Origin of the sequence: Bowdeniella massiliensis, from assembly GCF_023634005.1 — a bacterium.
Taxonomy (GTDB): Bacteria; Actinomycetota; Actinomycetes; order Actinomycetales; family Actinomycetaceae; genus Bowdeniella; species Bowdeniella massiliensis.
The window spans coordinates 54,991-79,165 of record NZ_JALIQR010000006.1 but is presented as its reverse complement, the minus strand read 5'-3'; the positions used below and the strand labels follow the sequence as shown (position 1 = coordinate 79,165).

Genomic DNA, 24,175 nt, shown 5'->3' with positions numbered 1-24,175 from the left:
GCGCCTAGTCTAGGCGCGCGACTCCCGCCGTGCGGCGAGCAGGCCAGCACCGGCGGCGAGGGCCGCGCCGGCAAGAGCCATGAGTCCGGCCGAGGCGCCCGTCACCGGGAGCCGCGGCTTGTCGACCGGCGGCTGCGCGGTGGGCTGCTCGGTTGGCAGCGCAGTCGGCTCCGCGGTCGGCTGCTGGGTCGGCTGCTCGGTGGGCTGCTCGGTCGGCTCCGCGGTCGGCTGCTGGGTCGGCTGCTCGGTTGGCGTCGGCGCGGCCGTGAGGTTCCGCGCCGCGAAGACCGTCGTCGTACCCGAGACCTCGTTGCCCACGATGAGCCACGGCTCGCCGGTGGGGGAGTCCTCGGCGGACACGAACGTCAGGCCCTCCGGGCCGAGATCGCCAGCGGCAGCGGGATCGGCCGCAAAGTCGCGATTGTTGACGTAGGTGACGAAGGCGGGCTCGTGCACATTCGACACGTCGTAAACGGCGATGCCGCCGACGCGCTCGAATCCGATGAACGCATACGGCGTGCCGCCGACCTCACCGACGACGATGCCCTCGGGTTCGGGGCCCTTGTCATCGGAGCGCGAGTCGAACTCAGCTTCTTCGTGGTTGGAGTTGAAGAACTCCGGCGCGGCCGCGGTGGTGATCCGCTCAAAATCCGTGCCGGTATCCGCGACGAGGGACCCGTCGGCACCAAACACGCTCATCGAGCGAGTGCCAAAGCCATAGAGCTCCTCGTAGCAGCTGCCATCGGCGGACAGGCCATCGGCGAGCGTGATCTTCAGCCGCCCGGCGACCGCGTCGTCCGCATAATTCTCGACCGCCGTCAGCGGGTGCCCCTCGCACAGCGGCGGCACGTCCTTCTTGCCCAGGTTCTTCACGCGCGCCTCCTCGGAGTAGCCCTCCCAGTCGCGGGCATCGCCCTCGTTCGCGGTGAGGATGTACGTCGCGCCGCCCTGCGTCAGCGAGGCGATGGCATCGGGCTGCCGCCACGACTTGATCGGCACCTCGACGGGGTTGATCGCGCCATCCTTGTCCGAAATATCGAAGCCTTTGAGGTCGATCGCGCCAAGCGGCTGCAGCGCCGTCACCGTGGCGCTCGGCAGATCGACGACGGCGAGCGCGTTAGCTTCCTGCAGGCTGACGTAGGCCGTCGTGCCCTCAATGGTGACGTACTCGGGTTCGAGATTTTCCGCGACGGGGAACTCGGGGGTGCCAGTGCCGGCATCCTCCCGGCCGTCGAAGATGCGTACCCCTGCGGGGAGATTGTCGCCCTCAAAGGCTCGGAAATCGGCGGTCTTGACGGCATCCTGGCCGGGAACCGCGAGCAACGTCGGCAGCGAGACGATCGAGACGGTTCCCTCCGGATCAACGGAGTAGTCCTCGGCAGGCTCGCCCTCATTCGCGACGACGGCGTAGCTGCCGTCGGCTGAAATAGCGACCATATCCGGCAGCGCCCCCACCCGAACCGCACCGAGCGCTTCGCCCGAACCGGCCGCATCGAAGAACACGAGCCAGCCGCTTTCCGTCTTGGTGGAGTGCTCGACGGCGACGACGCCGAGCCCGTCGGCGCGCACCGCCACGGAGTTGGCGACGGCCCCCGCGGGAATGGTGGAGCCGTCAGCGGCGGCGATGTCAGTGGTCTTCAGGTCGAAGAGCTTGGTGAGGTTTTCCGGATCGGAGCCGTTCAGGACCTCGACACTCGCATCGGCGGCGTTGACCACGAGGATGCGGGCGGTGGCGGCGTGGAAGGCCACGATCTCGGCGGCCGAGACACCGAACTTGCCGGTCTCGTAGGTGCCGAGCACCTGGAGTTCGAGCGCAGGGTTATCGGCCGAGTACTCGATCGTGGAGGCGGGGGCCAGGGGCGCGAGGCTGAGGCCGGTGATGGCAGCCGCGGACAGTGCGGCGGTCAGCAGGGGAGACATGGCGTCCTTTTCAGTGGGCGTGAGGGTTTCGCGCCGATGCTAGGGCCCCGAGGTGACGGGCGGGTGAACGCCACAGGACGGAAGGGTGAGGGTGGAGCCTTGAAAGCGTTCGCGCAGCCAGCGATCGTGGGAGGCCGTGACGACGGCTCCGGGGTAGTCGGGCAGCGCGGCCTCGAGTTCTTCGACGAGATCGAGGCTGAGGTGGTTCGTCGGTTCATCGAGCAGCAGGACGTCCGGCGGATCGGCCAGCAGCATCGCCAGCTGGACGCGGCGACGCACGCCCACGCTGAGGTCCCCTAGCGGACGGTCCACGTCGCGCGGGTGGATCAGTCCGAGCGTCGTGATCGGCAGGATCTCGGCGGCAGCGGCGCCAAGGTATTCGGCGTAGGCGGCCCGTGGCGTGATTGCCGGATCGTAGTCGGGCCACTCCTGCGTCAGCGGGCCGACGCGTACCCGCGGGGCTCGCGTCACGCTGCCCGCTGCGGGGGTGAGGTGTCCCGCCAGGATGTGCAGCAGCGTCGACTTTCCCGAGCCATTGCGGCCGGTGACGAGCCAGCGATCGCCGGACCGGATGTCGATCGTGGTGGGGCACAGGCGTCCGGGAAGCGTGACCCGCGTGGCGGAGACCAGGGCGCCCGAAGCCTCGCCGAGTGCGGGCGAGAAGCCAATGAAACTCAGCAGCTGTGGAGATTTTCGCACCTGACGTTCTTCGAGGTTTGCGAGCGCGCTGCGGGCGGCGGTCAGGCGACGGGAGACGACGGTCGCATTGCGATCGGCGTAGAACTTCTTCGCCATTCGCACCTCGGTCCGGGCGCGAGCCCCCGGGTGGCCGACGGTGCGCGAGGCTTCGACGCGCTCCCGCAGCCGGTTCAGCTCCGCCTGCTCGGCCGCGTACTGAGCTTCCCACCTCGCACGTGCGGCGGCCTTGGCGGCCCGCAGATCCGCGTAGCCGCCGGTGTAGCGCGCGACGCCGCTGTCAGAGAGGTCCGCGATCGAGGTCGCTGCCGCGTCGAGGAATGCGCGATCGTGGGAGGCAAACACCACGGGCCCGTGCCACCTCCGCACGAGCCGGGCGAGCAGATCCATGCCCGCGTCGTCGATGTGGTTGGTGGGCTCGTCCAAGAGCAGCACATCCGGTCGGGAGAGCAGCGTGCAGATGAGCGCGAGGCGGGCGCGCTGACCGCCGGATAGTTGCGAGGTTGGGCGCTCGAGGGCCACGTCCGCGAGGGCGAAACCGGCGCGCAGTTCCGCCACCTCGTGCTCAATCGACCACACGCGCAGCTGCTCGGCCTGCGCGAGCGCGGCGGCATATCGCTCCTCGCCACCCGGCCCGGCGACCGCCGCCGCGGCCTCTTCCAGCTCGGCTTCGGCGCGGCGTAATGGCGCGAGCGAGGCCTCAATTGCCGCGCCGACGCTGTCCTTAGCGCCGAACGGAACCTCCTGGGCGAGCAGTGCGATGCGCACCTCGCCGCCGCCCGGTCGCGTCGCGATGACCTGGCCGTGCGAGGGTGACAGCTGCCCTGCAGCCATGCGTAACAGGGTGGTTTTGCCGCTGCCATTTTCGCCGACGAGGCCGATGCGGTCGGTCGGCCCCACGGCGAGCGTGACGTCGGTGAGGATGGGTCGGGTGGGGGAAGAAAATGAAAGTCCGTCAAGAAGAAGTTGAGCGGGCACGTGGCGTCCTTGAAGTGGCAGGGCTCACGACGGGCGGCGCCGCGGTCGCGAGAGTTCAAGGAGCTAGTTCCACATGCCGCCAGGTTAGGCAGGCGCGCGGGAGCTGTCGAGGTTTTATTTCTTGGCCAGACGGCGGCGCAGAGACCGTAACAGGAAGCCGATGACACCGGCCGCAATCGTAACGGCCGGTAGCAGCGAGCCAGACGCGGCGATAAGACCGCCCCCGACAACGGCGAGGAGGAGCGCGTCGGCCTGCCAGCCCATCACCATGATTCCCGACATGTCACCCATGGGCGTTGGCTGCGGGGTAAGCAGTTCGGGCGGCAGATTGCCCTTCGCGCTATCGAAAGCGCGCAGCACGACGGCAACGACCGCGCCCAGCAGCGCCAGGTAGGAAACGCTGCCGGGGATCACGAGGGCGGCCAGCAACGCGCCGACGACCGCGGTCAGTAGGGCGCAACCGGCCGGGGCCACGCTATGCGCGAGGTAGAGCCGCATGACGGAGCGGCCGTAGAGCGCAGGCATCGTCGCGCAGGCCGCGGCATGGCGAAACCCATCGCTCAGCGTTCCTACCGCGAGATAACCCATGACGAGGCCCACCGCGCCGATGGCCCACGGCGCGATCGGCATCGCGGGTGCAGCGGCCAGTAGCGCCCATGCCAGGATCGCGAAGGCGGTCCCGATCGCAAACCGCAACGGCGTACGGGCGGCGCCGACGAGATCCGAGCGAGCCGTCAGCAGCGCGCGCGGCCCAGCGATCGCCTGCCAGGTGCGACCGAGGCTCGGCAGCTGGCGAAACAGCCCGGCTGCGTGCTGAATATCGCCGACGATGCTGGCCGTCGCCGCGAGTTGCCAACGCGTAGCATCGGCGAGCAGCTGGACGCCATCGATCCGCGCGAGCAGGCGTGGCACGCACAGTAGGGCGATCACCGCCGCGATCCCGCCAACGGCCGCGACACCTGGCCATCCCAGCAGGGCGAAGCTCGCATAACCGGCGGCCGCCGCCGCTACGAGGGTGGAAGCCGCGGCAAGGCGCCCCGCCCATCCAAGGCTTTGACCCGCGAGCCAGCCCACGCTCGAAATCGCCCCGATGCACACGGCCGAGGCGAGCACCAGGGCGAACGTGCCGGCGCCCATCGCGCCGACGGACACGAGAACGCCGCCAAGGAGCGCCGCGATCCCGAGGGCGCCGGCGATGGGCCACAGCGCCGAAAGCGCAAAAGGACGCAGCAGCGAGCGCTCACGCGGCAGGTCGGTGCCGGCAAGCAAGAGGACGCGAAACGGCTCGGGCACGACCGGGCCGCGCAGCCGCCCGGCCGCAAGAAGCGCGAGCGCTGCCACCGTCATGACCGCGACGACGATGAGCGGCGTCGCCGTGCCGGTTAGTCGCGCCACCGTGTCGGGGCTGGCAAGGCGTTGCGCCGCCGCGCGGATGAGCGGCGTCCCGACGATGCCGATCGTCAGCGCCGCGAGGTAGACGAAATAGGCAATGTCCCGTGCGCCGGGTGCATCGCTGCGATGCGCGTACAGGTAGCGAACCGAGCGCAACCGGTTCACGCCACGTCCTCGGCCAGCGCTAACTCGCGATCGCAGACGCGCCCCACGAGCTCGGCAGAGTGCGAGGCCATGATGAGCGTCGTGCCGGACGCTACCCGCGCGGCGAGCACGTCAGCCAGCAGCTCGCGCCGCTCCGCATCGAGCCGCTGCTCCGGTTCGTCCAGCAGCAGGATCTCGCTCGGCCGAATGAGCGTGAGGGCGAGCGCAAACATCTGCGTTTGTCCCGAGGACAGCTCGTGCACGAAGCGCCGCTGCAGGCGCTGAATCCCGAACTGCCGGAGCGCATCGCTCGCGGCCTCGCGCGCGAGCTCCACGGAATCGCCCCACGATGCCGCGACGAGCGCCAGGTGCTCGTGCAACGTCAGGGAGCGCGACAGCGGCGGCAGCCCGAGCAGCGCCGCAAGCCGCGCGCGAAACTCCGCGTCCTTCTCATTGGGCGCCTCACCCGCGATCGTGACGGAACCGCCCGTCAGCTGCTGCTTTCCGGCAAGCACACGTAGCAGGGTCGTCTTACCCGAGCCATTGAAACCGGTGACCGCGAGAGCCTCGCCGGGCGCCACCGAAAAACTCGTCGGCGCCAGCAGCGAAACCTTATCGATCGCGACGTGGGCGTCGCGGGCTTCAACGATAGTCACGTTTCCCAGGGTTACAGGCCGTATTGTTCGCGCGCAATATCGCCCAGCCCGACGGCATCGAGGCGCTCGAGCTGCGCCAGGAACGTCACATGGACGACGCCCGGGTCGCGCCCAATCTCCACCGCGCCGGTAATCGTCGCGCGGTTGCGCACCTCGGGCACGCTGACATCCAGTAGCGCCGCCGCCCGCTCCAACGCATTGGTAATCGCGTCATTCATATTGGGTGCCGTCCCAATCACCGAGATCGGTGCCGACTCCTCAATCGCGCCGACGCCCCACGTCTTCGCAAGCCGCTCGGCCTTCGCTCGCTCCGCAGCGCTGAACGGCCGGGCGATTGGGGGTAGATCCGCCACTAGCGGGAACAACACTGGCCCATCGATCGGGTAGTCCTTGACGACGTTGACCTGCAGCGTCACGCTGCCCGCGACGTCCATCGTGTGCGAGGCGATTTCGCCATCGCCCTGCGCCGCGTGCATATCGCCGAGGTAGATTCCCGCGCCGTCAACCTTGACGGGCACGACGAGCACCGCTCCCTCGCGAACCGCATCGATATCCATATGGCCATCGGTCTTGTGCGTGGCCAGTTCATCGGCGGTCATGGCGTAATCGTGTGGCGCATCAATAAGCGCCGCACCGAAGTCGCCCGCGTTGTGCGAATCCGGCATGACGCGGGACGGCGTGGAACCCAACTGCCCGAGAAACGGCCGCATCCGCACCATGACGGCCGGCAGGTCGGCCGGCGCGAGGCTGAGCACCGGATGCTGGACCGACGCATCGGGGAGCGCGGCGTAGTACTCGGCTTCGTGAGCGATCTTTTCGGCCGCTTGCTGACCGATCGTCAGCCCAACCTCGCCGGTGTCATCAAAAACGACGGTGTAGCCGTGCACCATTTCGAACGGCGTGACCGGGTTCTTGCAGGTATCGCATTTGATAGCGCCAGCTCCGATGCCATCGACGTGCGTCTCGGGCCAGACGACATCGCAGTGCGGACAGCGCGCCGCGACGTATGGATCGCCGAGCGAGTATTCCGCAGGGGAGCGGTCAAAGCCCGAGGCGGTTGCAAGGGCCGTCACGGTGATGTCCTTGATCCGAATCGCCACGCCATCGCCGGGCTGGGCGCCCGCCACGGCAACCGGCTGAGTGACCTCGTGGCCGCCCCGCAGCCGCGGGGTGAGCATCGGCCCCCAGCAGCCCGGTGCGGTGTTGGCAATGATCGTTCCGCCATCGGCGACGGGCCCGAGCATTTCGGCATCGGGATCGAGTAGGGAATTGGTGAACGAGTTGACGACGACGCTTCGTTGCGGGGTGGTAGTCATGAGTCTTCCTTCCTTTCTTCCACCATAGAGTGGCGAGGAAGAATTGCTACCGACGCTGCGCGTCCTGCTCCGCAAGGCGCGCAAGCATCTCGTTATAGGCCTCGAGCTCGGCGTCCTCATCGCGGTCGGCGCGTCGGTCGCGACGCTGCGCTTCCTTGGTATCGGCGCGCGACCACAGGTAGACGAGGATGATCGCGAGCGCTAGCGTCGGCAACTCGCCGATGCCCCACGTGATTTCGCCGCCGATGCGCTGGTCCGTCATCGCATCGACCCACCAGCCGAGGCCCAGGCGCCCAAAGTGATCCGCGGCGATGAGCGAATTCATCTGGATGACGCTGATGCCAAAGAACGCGTGGAAGGCCATCGTCGCGAGCAGGAACACGAGTCGCAGCGGGTAGCCGGGGCGTTTCGTGCCCGGATCGATACCGATGATGACGTTGGCAAACAGGTAGCCCGCGATCGTGAAGTGCACGGTCATAAGGATGTGGCCGAGGTGCGTCGTCATCGCGAGCTGGAACAGCGGCGTGTAGTAGAAGATCCACATCGAGCCGACGAAGTTGATCGCGGCGACGAACGGGTTCGCCCACGCGCGCGCATAGCGGGAATGCACGAGCGCGAGGATCCACTCGCGCGGACCGCGCGTGCCGTCCTTGCGGGCGGGCAGGCCGCGCGTGGCGAGCGTGATGGGCGCCGCGAGCGCGAGCAGCACGGGCGTAATCATCACGAGGCTCATGTGCTGGATCATGTGCGCCGAGAACAGGATGCGGCCATAGACCGTCGGCCCGCCGTTGGTCAGCCACAGCAACGAGACCCACGCGATCACCCAGCAGATCGTGCGGCCCAGCGGCCAGTGATCGCCGCGCTGGCGCAGCTTATAGACCCACCGCAGATAGACGACGATCGCCGCGATGCAGCCAAAGATCAGGAGCGGATCGGGGTGCCACTGCGTGAACCACGTCGCGAACGTTGGCGGCGGCGGCTCCGCGTAGCCCGTCGCCTCCCACACGGGCGAGGGATCGGGCAGCGGCGATTGCGGCACCGGCGGCGCGGAGGATGACAGCGTGACCGCGAGCGCCGTCGTCGCCCCCATGATGAGGGCCTCGACGCCCACAAACCGCCAAAATGGCCGCGCCTCGCCACGACCGAGCAGCGGGATGGTGCGCTCCCGATGCCAGTAGCCCGCGAGCCCCAGGGCGACGAACGCCACGGTTTTTGCCGTGAGCAACAATCCCCACGGCGTCGTGACGAGCTCGCCGAGCCCGTTCAGCCGGATCCAGGCCGCGCATACCCCGGAGACGACGGTGATGATGAAACACCACAGCGCGATCGCCGAATAGCGCTGGGCGATCTTCGGAAGCTGGGTGCCGACGTCCTTCGCGACGGCGAGCAGGATGAGCAGCCCGCCCATCCACATCGTGACGGCGACGAGGTGCATGAGCATCGAGGAAACCGCGAGATCGTGCGAGGCCGCGCCCGCCGCGTGGCCGGTCAGCGCGAGCGGAACGAGCGAGACGAGGGCCATGACGCCCGCCCATGCCGCCGAGGTGTAATGACTCATGAGGACGACGAGGACGGCCGCGAACGCCGTGAGCAGCGTCGCCCACAGGTAGGCGATCCCAAGGTCGACCTGCGTGAGGAAGATCCACAGCTCGCTGCCGAACGTCGGCTCGGTCATCGGCCGCATCGCCGTCACAGAGTATTCGACGATGATGTTCGCGAGCTGGGCCAGGCTCCAGATGATCGCCGCGACGCGCGCAATCGCCGCGGACTTCAGCCACGCTGCCGGATTCGTCTTTTCCCACTGCCGGTGGTGCACGTGCCGATCGCGCGCGGGCGCCGGCAACACGAGCGCGCACATCATCGTCGAGCCAATCGTCACGATCGCGGCAAGGCGCGTGGCGATCGTCAGCAGCGGCAGCGACCAGCGCGCCAGCGGCCCCGGATCCAGCGGGGGAGTGGGGGCGACGGCGCCCGAAGCAAAGAGCGCAAGAACCGCCACAACAAGCGTGAGTGGAGCAACCGCGATGAGCACACGGGAGGGCGTCACGCGAAGGGAGGACATAGGACCAGGGTATCGCCCGTTGCTGGAGAGCGCGCTAGGCTTAGTCCGGTCATCCAAGCCCTATTAAGGAGAGTCACTGTGGTCGCAACTGCGCACGTCATCGCTGGGTCGGAAGCCACCGGCGGCGCCGGCATCCAGGTTGATCTGAAAACCTTCCACCAGCTCGGCGTCTACGGCATGGGGACCCTGACGTGCATCGTCTCGATGGATCCGAACAACAGCTGGAACCACCGCTTCGTGCCGGTGGACCCCCAGGTGATCGCCGATCAGATCGAGGCCGCGACCCACGCCTTCCCCGAGGTCACCACCCTGAAGATCGGCATGCTCGGCACGCCCGCGACGATCGACGTCGTCGAGCAGGCGCTCACCGAGCACCACTACGAGACGATCGTGCTCGATCCCGTCCTTATCTGTAAGACGCAGGAACTCTCGCCCGCGCTCGAGGTCGATACCGCGCTGCGCGAAAAGATCCTGCCCAAGGCCACCGTCGTCACCCCAAACGTCTTCGAATCGCGCGTGCTTTCCGGCCGCGACTCGATCGAGACCCTCGATGACCTCATCGACGCTGCCGTGAAGATCCACGAGCTCGGGCCGCGCTACGTCGTCGCCAAGGGCGGCGTGGAACTGCCCGGCGAGGACGCCGTCGACGTCCTGTACGACGGCTCGGACGTCACCGTGCTGAAGGTCCCCAAGATCGGCGACGGCGCCCGCATCCACGGCGCCGGCTGCACCCTGGCCGCCGCGATCACCGCGGAGCTTGCCAAGGGCACCGAGATTCACGACGCCGTCCAGATCGCCAAGGACTTCGTCACCGCCGGCATCCGTGAGCGCCTTGCTACCGCGACCCCGTTCACGACGGTCTGGCAGGGTGCCTACCAGTCCTAGGAGGAACGATGGCCTATCAGCAACTGAGCGCCGACGAACTCGGCGACGCGCACCGCCTCATCGCCCGCGTCAACACGATCTTCACCTCGAAGGTCATCGGGCAAGACGATTTGCGCCGCTCCCTGCTAGCCGCCCTGCTCGCCTCGGGCCATATCCTGCTCGAATCCGTGCCGGGCCTGGCCAAGACGACGGCCGCGCAAACCCTCGCCTCGGCGATCTCGGGCTCCTTCCACCGCATCCAGTGCACGCCCGACCTCATGCCCAACGACATCGTCGGCACCCAGATCTTTAACTACACGACGGGCGAACTCACCACCCAGCTCGGGCCGGTGCACGCCAACCTCGTGCTGCTCGACGAGATCAACCGCTCCTCGGCCAAAACGCAGTCCGCGATGCTCGAAGCGATGCAGGAGCGCCAAACCTCCATCGGCGGCCAGGTCTACCCGGTACCCGATCCGTTCATGGTCCTCGCCACGCAAAACCCGATCGAGGAAGAGGGCACCTACGTCCTACCCGAGGCGCAGATGGACCGTTTCCTCATCAAGGAGGTGCTGACCTACCCGAGCGCCGAGCAGGAGGTCAAGATCCTCGACGGGATCGCCGACGGCACCCTCGCCGCCTCCGGCGCCCAGCGCCGCACCTCCAGCGTCGAGCCCATTACCCTCGACGACGTGCGCACCCTGCAGGCCGCGACGAACCGCATCTTCGTGCACGATTCGCTCAAGCGCTACATCGTCGACGTCGTCGCGACCACCCGCGGCGACTCCAGCGACGTGCGCGTCGGGGCCTCCCCGCGTGGCGCGATCGCGCTCATGCGCGTCGCCCAGGCGCTCGCGCTCATGGCGGGCCGCGCCTACGTCGTGCCCGATGACATCGTCTCGATGCGCCACCCCGTGCTGCGGCACCGGATCGTGCGCTCCTATGACGCAATCGCCGGCGGTGTGACGAGCGAATCGCTCATCGACGCGGCCTTCGACGCGGTGCCCGTGCCCTAACATGGCGATCTCCTATGCCCGGCTCGCCGAGCTGCGCCACCGCATTTCCCTGCCGGTCCTGAAACGGGTCTCCGGCGGGATCGAGGGGCGCCATCGTTCGGTCTTTACCGGGCACGGGCAGGATTTCGAGGATATGGTCGCCTACCATCCGGGCGACGACGTCTCCGATATCGACTGGAAGGCCTCCGCGCGCGCGGGCGAACCGGTGATTCGGCGCTTCGTGAAGGAAACGAACCTGTCCGTCGTCCTCGCCGTGGACACCTCGCGCGCGATGCGGGCCACCGCGCCCTCGGGGCAGCCGAAGTTCGAGGTCGCGATCGACCTCGTCGACATCATTGCCTACCTCGCGCGCATTCGCGGCGACCAGCTCGCCCTCGTCTATGCGGAGGGCTCGGGCCCGCGCCAGCTGCCACCGCGCTCCGGCACCGAGCATCTAGAGGTCATCCGCCACCGGCTGCGCGGCGCCGAGCCCGCGCCCGATGACTCGATGGCGACGATCCTCACGCGCGCCGAATCCCTCATCAAACGCCGCTCGCTCGTCATCGTGATCGGCGATGACTACTCCCTCGATGAGGCGTGCGAGGCGAGCCTGAAGCGCCTGCGCATCCGGCACGACGTCGTCTACTTCTCGATCCCCGACGTGGACCTCAACCAGCTCACGCGCAGCCAGCAGGCGATCGACGTCGCGGCGGGGCCGCTGCCCGCCTTCCTCGCCGGCGCGCTGGCAACCGAGCCGCAACTCGCGGCCGACGTCGGGGCCGAGCGCGCCCGTGCCAAAGCCCAGCTCGCGGACATGATGCAGCGCCTGGCGATCCGCTACGCGCGCATCGGCGGCAGCGAGGATCTGGAGGACGCCCTCACGGACCTGTTCGCGGATCGGGGGCGCACATGAGCCCGGAGGACATCTCACCGCTCATCGGCTATCCCGGCCTCTACTTCGCGATCGCGCTCGTGCTGCTCATCGCCGCTATCGCGCTGATCCCGCGCCCGCGCCTGCTGCGCCGCCGCCGCAGCGCCCCTGCCGCCGCTAGCGAGCTGCGGTTCGCGCCGAGCTTCGAATCGGAGGTCGCGCACTTGCGCGAGCGCTACGCCGCCGGCGAGACCGACGTGCGCGCGCTGCACCTCGCGGCCTCCGATATCGCCCGGCGCTACGGCTCGAACGTGAGCGGCGATAACCTGCGGGCGCTCACCCTCGCCCAACTGCACGCCCGCGCCGACGCCCACGAGCTCGCCCCCGTCATCGCCGTCGTCGAGATGAGTGAGCGGCCCTCCTTTGACGTCCACCCCGACGTCGCCGCCGAGCGCACCCTGGCCGCCCTGTCCGAGATGCTTGCCGGAGGTGGCCGATGATCTGGTGGCCGCTCGCGCTCGCCCTCGCCGCGATCGCGCTCCTAGCAATCATCGCGGGCCTGCTCGCCCGCCGACGGCGCCGCCGCGCCCTCACACCCATCGACGTCGCCCACACCGGCTACGTGCGCGCGCTGCCGAGCTTCACCGCGCTGATCCGCGCCCGCAAACGCCGCCTGGCGGCCGCCCTCGCACTGTTCTTCGTCGCGGCCCTCGGCGCCGCGGGCCTCGCCGGCCGCCCCGCCGATCGCCACGCCCAATCGGAGCAGCTCGCCACCCGCGATATCGTCCTGTGCCTGGACGTCTCCGGCTCGATGATCTCCTACGACAGCGAAATCCTCGGAAAATTCTCCGAGCTCGTCGACTCCTTCGCGGGCGAACGCATCGCGCTCGTCATGTGGAACAACACCTCGCGCACCCTGTTCCCCCTCACCGACGATTACGCCATGGTGCGCGACGAACTCAAAAACTCCGCCAAGATCCTCGACGTCGACCTCGCGGCCCTGAGCTCCGGCTCGAGCCAAACCCAGCAGCTGCTCGATCTGCTCGCCGGCACCACCGCCCTGCCCGGCACTTCGGCCTCCCTCATCGGCGACGGCCTTGCCAACTGCGTCCTCGCCTTCGACCTCGCCGATCAGGAACGCTCCCGCTCCATCATCTTCGCCACCGACAACGACCTGCAGGGCGATCCCGTCTACACCCTCGACGAGGCGGCCGGCTTCGCCCAGGAACGCGATATCCGCGTCATCGGGCTGTTTTCCCCGACGGCCGAGGGCGGCTCTGACAAGCAGCGCACCGAGTTCACCGAGACGATCACCTCCCGCGGCGGGCTCGTCTTTGACACCGCCTCGCCCGACGCCGTCGACTCGATCATCGATGACGTGACGAGCCAGCAGGCCGCCGAACTCGACGCCTCGCCCACCGTCGTCATCACCGACCACCCCGAGCGCCTCGCGCCGCTGCTCATCGGCGGCCTCGTCCTCGGCCTGCTCGCCGTCGGGTGGTGGCGCCTGTGAGCCTGACCTACTCCCCGCTCATCACCGCGCTGCTCGCGGCCCTGCTGCTGCTCGCCGCCGTCATCGCGGCCGTGCGCTCCCCGGACGTGTCGGCCCGCATCCGCCGCCCCCTGATGGCGCTCGCCGCGCTGCCGATCCTCATCTCCCCGACGATCGCCGTCGCCAAACAGGAGGTCACCTCCAACCTTGAGGTCTACCTCGCGGTGGACCTCACCGGCTCGATGGCGGCCGAGGACTACGACGGCTCGCAGCCGCGCCTTGCCGGCGTGCGCGCCGATATCGAGGAGCTCACCAGCAGGCTCGCCGGCTCGCGCTTCTCGGTGATTTCCTACACTTCCGTCACCGCGCGCCAACTCCCCCTGACGACGGACGCGCGCGCCGTGCGCAGCTGGGCGGAAACCGCCCGCCAGGAGATCACGAACTACTCCGCCGGCTCGGCCATTGATCGCCCCGTCGCGGCCTTGAAGCGCGCGCTTTCCGCCGCCAAGGAACGCAACACCGCCAACGTCCGCGTCCTTTATGTCCTGACCGACGGCGAGTCCACGCGCGGGGAGGGCGTCCCCGGCGAGACCGGCAGCGCCGCCGCCTTCGCCGAGCTCGCACCCCTGATCGATGGCGGCGCGGTCCTCGGCTACGGCACCACGACCGGCGGCAAGATGCGCGAATACGACGGCACCAGCCGAAGGGACGCACCCTATATCAAGGACCCGAACTCCGGCGGCGACGCGATCTCCCGGCTCGACGAGAAGGCCCTATCCGAGGCCGCGAACGCCCTCGGCGTGCCCTACGTCCACCGCCCGGGATCGCTCGCCGCCGCCACGACCATCGACGCGGCGACGATCGCCGAGGACGGCCGCAAGGACGTCGCGATCACCGAGCGCGTCTTCTGGCCGTTCATGATCGCGCTCGCGCTGCTGATCGCCTGGGAACTGTTCGCGCTCGCCCGGCACTATAAGGCGGTGCGTCTCGATGTCTAAACTCCGTATCCCCGCCATCGCGCTGCTCGCCCTCGCGGGCCTCGTCCTTGCCTGGCTTAGCGTGAGCGCCTGGCAGGGCCGCGGCACCGCCGGCAAGACCTGGGACAGCATCTACCGCGGCCACGGCCTCATCGTGCCCGCCGGGCCGCACAGCTGGATCGCGCCCTATAACGAGGGCACCTCGCTCCTCATGAGCGAGGACTACTCCCGCGCGGTCCCGCCGCTAGAGCGCGCCCTCGCCCGCGTCCCCACAGTCGAGACTTCAGGCTCGCGCGCCGGCAGCGACGAATGCCGCGTGCGCATCAACCTCTCGCTCGCCTACGAGGGCGAAGCGCTCAAGCTTGGCGCCGACGGGAAGCACGATGAGGGCCTCGCACGCATGAACCTCGCGGCCGAAACCTCCAAACCGTGCACGACGGACGGCCAGGGCGGCGACGGCTCCACCGCCGACGAGGACCGCATCCACCAGCGCCAGCGCGACGCCGCGGGCGCCGTCGAGGGCGAGCCCACCGATCAACCGACGACGGACGGCGAAACCGAGGAGAAGATCCCCGACTCCACTGTCACGCCGACGCCAAAGCTCGATGACAAGCAGGACGAGCTTGAGGACAACCAGCGCCACGCCGAGGACGAGCTGCGCCAGCGCGAGCAGCGCAAGGGCGAGGGCTTTGGCTCCGGCGAAGCTTGGTAGCGTGGCAGCATAGGAGATGCTCACGACGCTTTACGTGTTGGCGATCACGGCGCTGGTCGTCGCGGTCCTTGATCCAACTGCTGCGGGTCTTGACGCTGAAGCGCAGACTCGTCACCCGCGAGCGCGATGAGCGCCGCTAGGATCGGCCGATCGACCTCGATCCACGCGAGCGTGTGAGCCTCCGCTAGCTCCACCCAGCGCACGTCCGCGTGATCCTGCAGTGCGGCCGGGCTACCGCCGACGACCTCGCCGCGCCACACGAGCATCCGCGCATCGCCGAGCACCGGCCAGGAACCGTCCGCATTCGGCCCGACGACGAGCTCCCCGAGCTCGACCTCGATCCCGAGCTCTTCGGCGAGTTCCCGGTGCGCGGCCGAGCGCGGCTCCTCGCCGTCTTCGACCTTCCCGCCCGGAAACTCCCACAGCCCGGCCAGCTCCGGCGGGGCGGAGCGCTGAGCACACAACAGCTGGGAGCCGCGCAGCAGCGCGGCGGCAGCGACGAGAACCATGCCAGCAAGTCTAGGGCGTGACCAATCTCTAGCCGCACCCGGGATGAGGTGCGCGCCGAACGGCGTTGAATAGAGATATGCGCCCCCTCGCCAAAATCCTTGCGTTCACGCGCGAGCTCGCACCCTACTATCTTGCGATCGTGCTCGCCGCCGTCGCGACCGCCGTCCTGGCCCTCGCCACGCCCTTCATCATCGGCCGCGCCACCGATACCGTCGTCGACGCGACGACGGGCGCCATCGCCGCCGGCGACGCGGTCACCACCGTGCTGTGGCTTGCTGCCGCCTTCCTCGCGGTCGAACTCGCCGCAACCCTCATCTCCTCGGCCGGCGGCTACGCGGGTGACGTCATGAGCGCACGCATGCGCGAGATCCTGTCCAACCGCTACTTCACGAAGCTGTTGGCACTGCCGCAGCGCTACTTCGACAACGAGCTGACGGGCCGCATCGTCTCGCGCCTGAATCGCTCCATCACCGAGGTCACGGGCTTTGCGAAGGCGTTTTCCAACTCCTTTTTCACGATGCTCATCCAGACGGTGGCGATCCTCGCGATCGCCGCGCTGTATGCCTGGCCGCTCGCGCTGCTGCTCGCCATCGTCTTCCCGATCTACCTGTGGCTCACGGCGCTGACCTCCCGACGCTGGCAGGTCATCGAGGGCAAGAAGAACCACGAGATCGACGCCGCCGGCGGGCGTTTCACCGAGGTCATCGCCCAGATCAAGGTCGTCAAATCCTTCGTGCAGGAACGCCGCGAGCTGCGGGTCTTTGCCGAGCGCTTCGCGAAGACGATCGGCCTCACCCGCGATCAGTCCCGGCACTGGCACGCCATGGACGCGCTGCGCCGCGGCGTCATGGCCGCGATCTTTTTCGGCATCTACGCCATCATTTTCGTCTACACCGTGCAAGGCCGTTTCAGCGTCGGCGACATGGTCCTGCTCATCCAACTCGTCACCATGGCGCGCGCGCCCGTCACCTCAATGTCCTACATCGTCGACAGCGCCCAGCACGCCATCGCCGGCTCGGAGGACTACTTCCGCGTCATCGAACGTGAAACGCCCCTACCCGTGCGCGGCACGGTGGAGTTGCGCAGCGATGTTCCCGCCGTCGAATTCGACGACGTGAGTTTCGGCTACGACGATGACGCCGACGTGCTCGCGGGCGTCTCCTTTGCGATCGAACCCGGCGAGAAGGTCGCGTTCGTCGGCGAATCCGGCGGCGGCAAGACGACGCTCATCAACCTTCTGCTGGGCCTATACGAGGTGCGCTCCGGCACGATCCGCGTCATGGGCCACGACGTGCGCGACCTGTCCACCAGCCAGCTGCGCGCCGCGATCGGCGTCGTCTTCCAGGAGCCGAATCTGTTTTCGGGCACCATCGCCGAGAACATCGGCTACGCGGACCCGGATGCGCCCCGCGCCGTCATCGAAGCCGCCGCGGCCCGCGCCAACGCCGATGGCTTCATCACCAAATTCGCGCGCGGCTACGATTCGCTCATCGGCGAACGCGGCCTGAAGCTCTCGGGCGGCCAGAAGCAGCGCATCTCGGTGGCGCGCGCCATCGTGAAGGACCCCGCGATCCTCGTGCTCGACGAAGCCACGAGCGCCCTGGACACGCGCAGCGAACGCCTCGTGCAATCCGGGCTCGCCGCGCTCATGGCGGATCGGACCTCGCTTATCATCGCCCACCGGCTCTCCACGATCTCGAGCGTTGATCGCATCATCACCCTGCGCGACGGGCGCATCGACGAGATGGGCGCGCCTGCCGATCTCGCCGTCTCGGGCGGTATTTACGCCGAGCTCCTCGCGCTGCAGAATGAAGGCACAACCGCCGCGAAAAAGCGTCTGCGCGGCTACGGAATCGAGCACTAATGGACCTCCTTGCCGCCTCCCCACTCCTTGCCATCTTCCTCGTCGTTGCCCTCGGTTCGCTGCTCGGGCAGATCCCGCTTGGGCCGCTGAAGCTCGGGGCCGCCGGCGCGCTGTTCGTCGGCCTGGCCATCGGCGCCGCCGTGCCGGAAATCGGCACCGAGCTCGCCCTCGTCCAGAGCCTGGGCCTCGCCCTGTTCGTCTACCTCGTGGGCCTGGCCGCCGGCCAGCCGTTCTTTGCCGATCTGAAACGCACCGCGCCCCTCATCGGCGTCGCGGCCCTCATCCTCGCGCTCGCGGCCGCCGGCGCGCTCGCGGCGGCAAAGCTGCTCGGCGTTTCCACCCCGATCGGCGCGGGCGTCTACGCCGGTGCCCTCACGACGACGCCGGCGCTCGCCGCCGCCAACACCGCCGCTGGATCGAACGAGCCGTCGGTCGGCTACGCCATCGGATACCCCGTCGGCGTCATCGTCGCGATGATCGTCGTCGCCGCCGTCGTCACCCGCTCCTGGCCCGGCAAGCGCGACTCCGCGCCGCTAGCCAGCGGCGATATCGAGGCCGTCTCGGTGCGCGTTGACCACCCGATGGCCGTGCGCCGCGTGCCCGGCTACGCCGAGCAGCACCTGCGCATGAGCTACCTGCGCCGCGAGGGCCACACCCGCGTCGTCACGCCCGGCGAGGAATTGCGTACGGGCGATGAGGTGCTCTTTGTCGGCCCGCGTGACATCGTCGAAAAAGCGATCGCCGCCGTCGGTTCCCGCCTGCCCGAGCACCTCACCCACGATCGCGGCCAGGTCGATTTCAAGCACTTCGTCCTATCCAATTCGACGCTCGCCGGCAAAACCGTCGCGGAACTCAACCTGCCCGGCCGATTCGGCGGCGTCATGACTCGGGTCAAACGCGGCGATCAGGAGATGCTGGCCGCCGACGATCTCGTGCTCGAGCTCTCGGATCGCGTGCTCGTCGTCGTGCCGCGCGAATCCTTCGACGACGTCGCCCAGTTCTTCGGCGATTCCGAGCGTTCGATCTCCTCGTTTTCGGCCCTATCGGTGGGCGTCGGCATGGCGCTCGGCCTCGTCCTTGGCCTCGTCACGGTCTCGCTCGGCGGTACGACGTTCTCCCTCGGCACCGCCGCCGGCCCCCTCGTGGTCGGCATGCTCCTCGGCTATATCGGGCGCACCGGCCCGATCGTCTGGCAGCTCCCGCTCGCCTCGAACCTGACGCTGCGTCAGCTGGGCCTGCTGATCTTCCTCGCGGCCGTCGGCCTCAGCGCGGGGCCGAACTTCGCGTCCTTCGCCTTCACCGCCCAGGGCGCTGCCGCGGGCGCCGTCGCCATCGTCGTCGTCACCATCACGACGCTCGCCACCGTCGCCGCCGGGCGCCTGCTTGGCCTATCGGCCGCGCGCACCGCCGGGGCCGTCGCGGGCATCGTGGGGCAGCCCGCCATATATGCGTATGCCGCGTCCCGGCGCGATGACGATCGCATCGAAGCCGGGTACGCGGCACTGTTCGCGGTGGGGATCCTAGTAAAGATAGTGCTCGTGACGGTCATCGTCGCGAGCTAGGTTACGCAACGACGGCGAGCTCCCGAAAGTCGGCATCAACGGCCCGCCACTGCTGTCCGACGGGACGCAGTCCGCGACGGTGCAGATCGCGCACCATGACCCCGCGGCTGGCTAGACGGCGGCGCAGCAGCTCCGCATCGCCGTGCGCGCCCGCGCGGATCGCGTGCGCCCGCGCCGAGAGCAGCTTCTTCACGTCGTTGCACAGCGTGCAGTCCTCCTCGCTGCGGAACTCATAGTCGAAGGGGTCACCGTTGATGATCGAGGTGTAGCCGCAGTCCAGCAGCGCATCGACGAGGTGGGCGGAATCGACGTCGTTGCGCACGCGCGCCAGCTCAATATCGTGATCGCCCAGGATGACGAAGTCACGGTCGACGACGATGGAGCGCACGAGCTCGGCCGGTACCTGCACGCGGGCGTCATCCCACGCGATCTCGATCTCCTTGGGCGAAATCGTCATGCGCAGCGCCTCGGAGAGCATCGTGACGGAGAAGACCGTGCCGCCGAGCGCACCGGCGAGCGTCGCGATGGCGAGCATGATGGGCTCCCCGACGTACTCACCGAAACCGAACAGGCCGTTGAACGACAGCCACGGCGTGGACACAGCCAGCTCGAACAGCAGGCCGGTGACGAAACCGAGCAGCGCGCCGATGACCGGGCCAATCAGCGTCGTCGCGACGCGATGTAAGAGTGATGAGCGAACGGTGCGAGACATTTCCCCTCCTGATGTTCCTGACATCTTTATCGTGGCAAGAACGCACCCAAACCGGATCGGACGGGCGCATGAAAGTGCGGGTAACAGCAGTCCTTCTCCGGTCGTAGACGAGCGCAAGCAGCATCAGTCGGAAGTCAGGGGAAGCCCCTATTCAGGTCTCGAAACTGTCACGGTTCTGGGTTTCGCTTCCGCGCGCGTTTATGATAAGAGCGCGGGGGTGTTACTGCGCTAGATAAGTTCGAGGTTCATGGAGTCCGTTGGTTTCCGTTGCGCGGCATTCGTCGCCGCCGGTGTCCTGGCCATTGGGGCCGGGATTTTTCAGCTGACGGCTCAGCCCGTCGTCGCTGAAGTCATCGACGCGGATACCATCGTCGTCGCGCAGGGTTTTCGCGAATACGAGGTTCGACTCGCGAACCTCGACACCCCGGATTCTGGCTCGGAGTCGACGGTTCCCCAGTGCCTTGGCAAGGAAGCGGTGAGCTTCCTGCGCGAACTCCTGCCCGCGGGAACTCCCATTATGATCGACGCCGCCGCCCGCGATAGCCACGGCCGCAGCATTGCCGGCGTCTACCGCAATGGGGTCCTCATTAACGCCGAGCTTGCTCGGGCCGGGTTTGCCGTGCCGATCGCGCTAGATTCGCCCGACCGGTTCTATTCCGCGATCGAATCGGGCGCCATCCATGCGCGGGCCGCCAAGCTCGGACTATTTGACCCGAGCGTCACGTGCACACTGGCGGCCGAGGTTCGAAGCGCCAAACTCCCGGCCCGTCTCACCGGGCAGCCGCCGGGCGCCTACCAGCGCGATGATGTGCTCGCGATGACAGCCGACGTGCGGAGCCTCATTCATACCTGGGAGAACATCGGCGCAGCCAAGGGCAATCGCAACATGGTGCTGCGCTCGACGTGGTCGGAGCGCTACGTCGACGAACTCAAACGCGAATACTGGAACTCCTATGTCGCGCCCGCCAAGAAGCGGCTGGCGGAAGCGGCAGCTACCGTTCCGGATGTCGAGGTTGAACCGGATCTCGTCACGGATCCCCCGGCGAAGCAACCGCCCATCGAAAAACCGCGCCCGGTGACACCCAAACCGACCCTCGCTCCCAAACCGAGCCCGGAGCCGAGTGAAACCGAGCCTGCTCCGAAGCCGACCCCGCCACCTAAGCCAACCGCGCCACCTAAGCCAACCCCGACGCCGACCCCATCCCCAGAGCTGGCTCCCGAGCCAGAGGACGGCAGCGACGAGGTCGTGAAGCCCCTCGTCCCGGCGCCGGAGGACCCGGATGAGGTCGTAAAGCCCGGAAAGGGCCACGGACGGGGCATTCCGCCCGGCCACCGAGACCGAGGGTGACATCTCAAGAAGATTCCTGACAAGGCGGTTACGGTAGACGTAACGGCGGTGATGTTGCTGCCATGACGGAAGGACACGCTATGTCTGATATGCCCGATGCCTCCATCCGGCCCGACGGTTCCACAAACTTCAATGGAGCCCCCGCAGACTCGGACCGTAACTCCCTGACGGTTTCGCCCGATGGCCCGATCCTGCTGCACGATTTCCATCTCGTTGACACGCTCGCCCACTTCAACCGCGAAAACACTCCAGAACGCAAGCCCCACGCCAAGGGTTCCGGCGCGTTCGGTACCTGGCGGACGACGAGCGATGTTTCGCAATACACGAAGGCGAGCCTGTTTCAGCCGGGCGCCTCGTGCAAAATGCTTGCCCGCTTCTCGACGGTCGCAGGCGAGCTCGGTTCGCCCGACACCTGGCGAGACGTGCGCGGCTTTGCTCTGAAGTTCTACACCGACGAGGGCAACTACGACATGGTCGGCAACAACACGCCGATCTTCTTCGTTCGCGACCCCATGAAGTTCCCGCATTTCATTCGTTCCCAAAAGCGCCTGCCGGCCTCCGGCCTGCGCGATCAGGACATGCAGTGGGATTTCTGGACGCTCAACCCCGAATCGGCGCACCAGGTCACCTACCTCATGGGCGACCGCGGCCTGCCCAAGACGTGGCGCAACATGAACGGCTACTCCTCCCACACCTACATGTGGATCAACGAGGCCGGAGAGCGCTTCTGGGTCAAGTACCACTTCCACACCCAGCAGGGCGTCGAGAATGTCGAATCCGCCGAAGCCACCCGCATCGCCGGTGAAGACGCCGACTTCCACCGTCGCGATCTGTTCGAAGCCATTGAGCGCGGCGACTTCCCCCGCTGGAAGCTCTCGGTCCAGGTCATGCCCTATGAGGAGGCCAAGACCTACCGCATCAACCCCTTCGACCTCACGAAGACCTGGCCGCACGCGGACTACCCGCTGATCGAGGTCGGCGAGTTCGAACTGAACGAGAACCCGAGGAACCACTTCGCCCAGATCGAGCAGGCGGCCTTCTCGCCGTCCAACCTCGTTCCCGGCATCGGATTCTCGCCCGACAAGATGCTGCTTGGCCGCGTCTTCGCCTACCCGGACGCCCACCGCGCCCGCATCGGCACGAACTTCCACCAGCTGCCCGTCAACCGGCCGAAGACCGAGGTCAACGTCTACGCCTTCGACGGCAACATGAACTTCGACCAGAGCGATGACCGCGCCACCTACGTCCCGAACTCCAAGGGCCACAGCTACGCGGACTTCGAAGGCGTCGTTGACAACGGGTGGGAGGCCGACGGCGAATTCGTTCGCCAGGCCTACACGCTGCGCGAGGATGACGACGACTTCACCCAGCCCGGCATCCTCGTTCGCGAGGTCATGGACGACGAGCAGCGTGCTCGCCTCGTCGAGACCGTCGGCGGCATCATCGGTGACCTCACCGACGAAGTCCGCGAGCGCGTCTACTGGTACTGGACGCAGATCGATGGCGACATCGGTCGACGCATCCGCGAGTTCCACGAGTCCGGCGGCGACGCCGATCCGCTGCCCGGTGGCGCCCCGGATGATGCCCAGGCCCACGCCGATCAGGGCGAGGTCGCGGGCGAAAAGACGCACGCTAGCGACGATTAATCCCCACTAACCGTGGCCAGTCGGAGATTCCGGCTGGCCACGGTTTCGTGTTATCCACAGGTTTGCCTACCCCCTAGCGCGCCGCCCCAGACCGGGGTTGACTGGGACCACCCAGCAGGAAGGAGGCACACATGTCACACGGCGCACTCACCGAAGCCGAGCTCGACGTTCTCCGCTCCCTGCATGCCCGCGCCTCCCAGCACGGGGTCATCGCCAAGAACCGCGACGAAGCGGTCGAAGCCCTCAAAACCCTCGAGGCCGTCACCGCGCACCTGTCCGTGACCGTTACTCGCCTCATCGCGCAGGTCGATCGCTCGCGGCGCGGCCAACGCGGCCGTACGACGTCGGCCATCATCTCCGAGGTGCGCAAGCTGCCCACGAAGCTCGCGGATTCGATCGTCAAAAAATCGCGCCGGCACGCCAACCACCCCGAGGTCCTCACCGCGCAGGCCACCGGCCGCATCTCCGAGCCCAACGCCGCAACCATCTGTCAAACGCTCGAGGAACTGCGGCCCTTCCTCACCGACGACGCTACCGCCGAGGCCACGCGCGTACTCCTCAACGACGCGGAGTTCTCCATGCCCGCGGCGTTCAAACGCCGCTGCCGCGCCTTCAAGGACGAGATCGACCTGCAGGGGGCGCGCACCCGCGCCGAGCAGGATGACGCCATCCGCAAGGCCTCCGAAGCCAAGCGCTTCCTCGTCTTCATCGGCGACAACGTCAACGGATACGACATTAGGGGGCACCTGCCCGGCCGCCACGCCGCAGCTGTCATGCGCTGGCTCGACCGCGAATCCAACCGGTTGCTGCGCAAGGCACGCGCTCGCCGCCAACCGGTAGCGGGGGAGGCGACCCGCACCCTCGACGCCCTTGTCTCCCTCGCCAGCGCCGCGCCAGCCAGTCCCGCACGATCGAACTCCGCGCTGCCCAACCCCGAGCCAGCCAACTCCGCGCCCATGGACCCATCGGCCAGCCCCGCGCCGGTGCCGCCTAGCCCAGCATCGGCTAGCTCCGCAGTCGCCGAGGACCCGACGGCGCGGCTTATGGGCCCGAGCCTGCGGCATCGCCTCACAGCGCGCGACGGCGGCTGCGTCGTCCCGTGGTGTCACGTCCGGGCGGAGCTGTGCGATGGCCACCACATCGTGAAGTGGTCCGATGGGGGACCGACGACGGCCGAGAACATGTGCCTGCTGTGCACGCGGCACCACCCCGAGTTTGAAAACACATTCGACGACGACACCGGGTGGTGCATCAAGCTCATCGACGGCATTCCCGCCGCCATTCCGCCCTCCCGGATCGACCCGCAGCGACGCCCCCGGTTCCACGAACGCTTCCGGCCCAAGATCCCACCACCGAAAGCATCGGCGTAACACCCCGCCCCCGATGGCGGGGCGTCTCGCCTGCCCGGCATCATGCCGGGCATTTTTTGTGCTCCCCGCCTCATCTCGATTGGCGAAA

Annotated in this window: 20 protein-coding genes; 12 read left to right on the top strand and 8 right to left on the bottom strand. The window is 67.8% G+C overall.

Annotated elements, in window-relative coordinates:
- Positions 1-9 precede the first annotated feature (9 nt).
- The 6 genes from MUN85_RS05455 to MUN85_RS05430 form a co-directional block, all read right to left on the bottom strand.
- The gene (locus tag MUN85_RS05455) at positions 10-1,920 is read right to left on the bottom strand and encodes a choice-of-anchor I family protein (RefSeq protein WP_250505753.1); all 1,911 of its coding nucleotides are present in this window, start codon (positions 1,918-1,920) and stop codon (positions 10-12) included.
- Between the two features lie 39 nt (positions 1,921-1,959).
- On the bottom strand, positions 1,960-3,594 hold the full coding sequence (locus MUN85_RS05450) for an ABC-F family ATP-binding cassette domain-containing protein (protein WP_250505752.1): 1,635 nt from the start codon (positions 3,592-3,594) through the stop codon (positions 1,960-1,962).
- 114 nt (positions 3,595-3,708) lie between these two features.
- Positions 3,709-5,151: a hypothetical protein gene (locus MUN85_RS05445; RefSeq protein ID WP_250505751.1), complete on the bottom strand. Its 1,443-nt coding sequence runs from the start codon at positions 5,149-5,151 to the stop codon at positions 3,709-3,711.
- A complete protein-coding gene (locus tag MUN85_RS05440) occupies positions 5,148-5,786 on the bottom strand; it encodes an ABC transporter ATP-binding protein (RefSeq protein ID WP_250505750.1) in 639 nt (212 codons plus the stop codon). The genes MUN85_RS05445 and MUN85_RS05440 overlap by 4 nt, the downstream gene beginning before the upstream one ends.
- A gap of 11 nt (positions 5,787-5,797) precedes the next feature.
- Positions 5,798-7,102, bottom strand: coding sequence for an acetamidase/formamidase family protein (locus tag MUN85_RS05435; protein WP_250505749.1), 1,305 nt, complete (start codon positions 7,100-7,102; stop codon positions 5,798-5,800).
- Positions 7,103-7,148: 46 nt separating this feature from the next.
- Positions 7,149-9,164 (bottom strand): bifunctional copper resistance protein CopD/cytochrome c oxidase assembly protein, encoded by a 2,016-nt coding sequence (locus MUN85_RS05430; RefSeq protein ID WP_250505748.1) that lies wholly within the window; start codon positions 9,162-9,164, stop codon positions 7,149-7,151.
- Positions 9,165-9,242: 78 nt separating this feature from the next.
- On the opposite strand from MUN85_RS05430, the gene thiD reads away from it, so the two are divergent.
- From thiD to MUN85_RS05395, 7 genes are read left to right on the top strand one after another with little or no spacing between them, the layout of a single operon-like run.
- Entirely contained in the window at positions 9,243-10,049 is an 807-nt protein-coding gene (thiD, locus tag MUN85_RS05425) for a bifunctional hydroxymethylpyrimidine kinase/phosphomethylpyrimidine kinase (RefSeq protein ID WP_250505747.1), read from the top strand.
- A gap of 8 nt (positions 10,050-10,057) precedes the next feature.
- Positions 10,058-11,044, top strand: a complete 987-nt coding sequence (locus MUN85_RS05420) for an AAA family ATPase (protein WP_250505746.1) — start codon at positions 10,058-10,060, stop codon at positions 11,042-11,044.
- A 1-nt stretch (position 11,045) separates the two neighbouring features.
- Positions 11,046-11,936: a DUF58 domain-containing protein gene (locus MUN85_RS05415; protein WP_250505745.1), complete on the top strand. Its 891-nt coding sequence runs from the start codon at positions 11,046-11,048 to the stop codon at positions 11,934-11,936.
- Positions 11,933-12,394 carry a hypothetical protein gene (locus MUN85_RS05410; RefSeq protein ID WP_250505744.1) on the top strand — a complete coding sequence of 154 codons (462 nt, stop codon included), beginning with the start codon at positions 11,933-11,935 and terminating at the stop codon, positions 12,392-12,394. The genes MUN85_RS05415 and MUN85_RS05410 overlap by 4 nt, the downstream gene beginning before the upstream one ends.
- A complete protein-coding gene (locus tag MUN85_RS05405; protein WP_250505743.1) occupies positions 12,391-13,407 on the top strand; it encodes a vWA domain-containing protein in 1,017 nt (338 codons plus the stop codon). The genes MUN85_RS05410 and MUN85_RS05405 overlap by 4 nt, the downstream gene beginning before the upstream one ends.
- Positions 13,404-14,384 (top strand): VWA domain-containing protein, encoded by a 981-nt coding sequence (locus tag MUN85_RS05400; RefSeq protein ID WP_250505742.1) that lies wholly within the window; start codon positions 13,404-13,406, stop codon positions 14,382-14,384. Before MUN85_RS05405 ends, MUN85_RS05400 begins: the two co-directional genes overlap by 4 nt.
- Complete coding sequence (locus MUN85_RS05395; RefSeq protein WP_250505741.1) at positions 14,377-15,075, top strand: hypothetical protein; 699 nt, start codon at positions 14,377-14,379, stop codon at positions 15,073-15,075. Before MUN85_RS05400 ends, MUN85_RS05395 begins: the two co-directional genes overlap by 8 nt.
- Positions 15,076-15,119: 44 nt before the next feature.
- Here MUN85_RS05395 and MUN85_RS05390 read toward each other — a convergent pair whose 3' ends face one another.
- Positions 15,120-15,584 (bottom strand): (deoxy)nucleoside triphosphate pyrophosphohydrolase, encoded by a 465-nt coding sequence (locus MUN85_RS05390; protein WP_250505740.1) that lies wholly within the window; start codon positions 15,582-15,584, stop codon positions 15,120-15,122.
- A 77-nt stretch (positions 15,585-15,661) separates the two neighbouring features.
- Here MUN85_RS05390 and MUN85_RS05385 point away from each other — a divergent pair, with 77 nt between their 5' ends.
- Positions 15,662-17,449, top strand: coding sequence for an ABC transporter ATP-binding protein (locus MUN85_RS05385; RefSeq protein WP_250505739.1), 1,788 nt, complete (start codon positions 15,662-15,664; stop codon positions 17,447-17,449).
- Complete coding sequence (locus MUN85_RS05380; RefSeq protein WP_250505738.1) at positions 17,449-19,011, top strand: aspartate:alanine exchanger family transporter; 1,563 nt, start codon at positions 17,449-17,451, stop codon at positions 19,009-19,011. Before MUN85_RS05385 ends, MUN85_RS05380 begins: the two co-directional genes overlap by 1 nt.
- Position 19,012: 1 nt before the next feature.
- On the opposite strand, the gene MUN85_RS05375 is transcribed toward MUN85_RS05380, so the two are convergent.
- Positions 19,013-19,723, bottom strand: a complete 711-nt coding sequence (locus MUN85_RS05375; protein WP_250505737.1) for a YqeB family protein — start codon at positions 19,721-19,723, stop codon at positions 19,013-19,015.
- Between the two features lie 247 nt (positions 19,724-19,970).
- Between MUN85_RS05375 and MUN85_RS05370 the strand changes: the two genes are divergently transcribed.
- The 3 genes from MUN85_RS05370 to MUN85_RS05360 all read left to right on the top strand — a co-directional run bounded on the left by MUN85_RS05370 (position 19,971) and on the right by MUN85_RS05360 (position 24,087).
- A complete protein-coding gene (locus MUN85_RS05370; protein WP_250505736.1) occupies positions 19,971-21,071 on the top strand; it encodes a thermonuclease family protein in 1,101 nt (366 codons plus the stop codon).
- A gap of 80 nt (positions 21,072-21,151) precedes the next feature.
- Complete coding sequence (locus tag MUN85_RS05365; protein ID WP_284500949.1) at positions 21,152-22,717, top strand: catalase; 1,566 nt, start codon at positions 21,152-21,154, stop codon at positions 22,715-22,717.
- 131 nt (positions 22,718-22,848) lie between these two features.
- Positions 22,849-24,087, top strand: a complete 1,239-nt coding sequence (locus tag MUN85_RS05360; protein WP_250505735.1) for an HNH endonuclease signature motif containing protein — start codon at positions 22,849-22,851, stop codon at positions 24,085-24,087.
- The last annotated feature ends 88 nt before the right edge of the window (positions 24,088-24,175 follow it).

Coding starts and splice junctions, on each gene's coding strand:
- MUN85_RS05455 (WP_250505753.1), bottom strand. CDS start 1,920: ATGTCTCCCCTGCTGACCGCCGCACTGTCCGCGGCTGCCATCACCGGC.
- MUN85_RS05435 (WP_250505749.1), bottom strand. CDS start 7,102: ATGACTACCACCCCGCAACGAAGCGTCGTCGTCAACTCGTTCACCAAT.
- MUN85_RS05430 (WP_250505748.1), bottom strand. CDS start 9,164: ATGTCCTCCCTTCGCGTGACGCCCTCCCGTGTGCTCATCGCGGTTGCT.
- MUN85_RS05420 (WP_250505746.1), top strand. CDS start 10,058: ATGGCCTATCAGCAACTGAGCGCCGACGAACTCGGCGACGCGCACCGC.
- MUN85_RS05415 (WP_250505745.1), top strand. CDS start 11,046: ATGGCGATCTCCTATGCCCGGCTCGCCGAGCTGCGCCACCGCATTTCC.
- MUN85_RS05410 (WP_250505744.1), top strand. CDS start 11,933: ATGAGCCCGGAGGACATCTCACCGCTCATCGGCTATCCCGGCCTCTAC.
- MUN85_RS05405 (WP_250505743.1), top strand. CDS start 12,391: ATGATCTGGTGGCCGCTCGCGCTCGCCCTCGCCGCGATCGCGCTCCTA.
- MUN85_RS05395 (WP_250505741.1), top strand. CDS start 14,377: ATGTCTAAACTCCGTATCCCCGCCATCGCGCTGCTCGCCCTCGCGGGC.
- MUN85_RS05390 (WP_250505740.1), bottom strand. CDS start 15,584: ATGGTTCTCGTCGCTGCCGCCGCGCTGCTGCGCGGCTCCCAGCTGTTG.
- MUN85_RS05385 (WP_250505739.1), top strand. CDS start 15,662: ATGCGCCCCCTCGCCAAAATCCTTGCGTTCACGCGCGAGCTCGCACCC.
- MUN85_RS05380 (WP_250505738.1), top strand. CDS start 17,449: ATGGACCTCCTTGCCGCCTCCCCACTCCTTGCCATCTTCCTCGTCGTT.
- MUN85_RS05375 (WP_250505737.1), bottom strand. CDS start 19,723: ATGTCTCGCACCGTTCGCTCATCACTCTTACATCGCGTCGCGACGACG.
- MUN85_RS05370 (WP_250505736.1), top strand. CDS start 19,971: ATGGAGTCCGTTGGTTTCCGTTGCGCGGCATTCGTCGCCGCCGGTGTC.
- MUN85_RS05365 (WP_284500949.1), top strand. CDS start 21,152: ATGTCTGATATGCCCGATGCCTCCATCCGGCCCGACGGTTCCACAAAC.
- MUN85_RS05360 (WP_250505735.1), top strand. CDS start 22,849: ATGTCACACGGCGCACTCACCGAAGCCGAGCTCGACGTTCTCCGCTCC.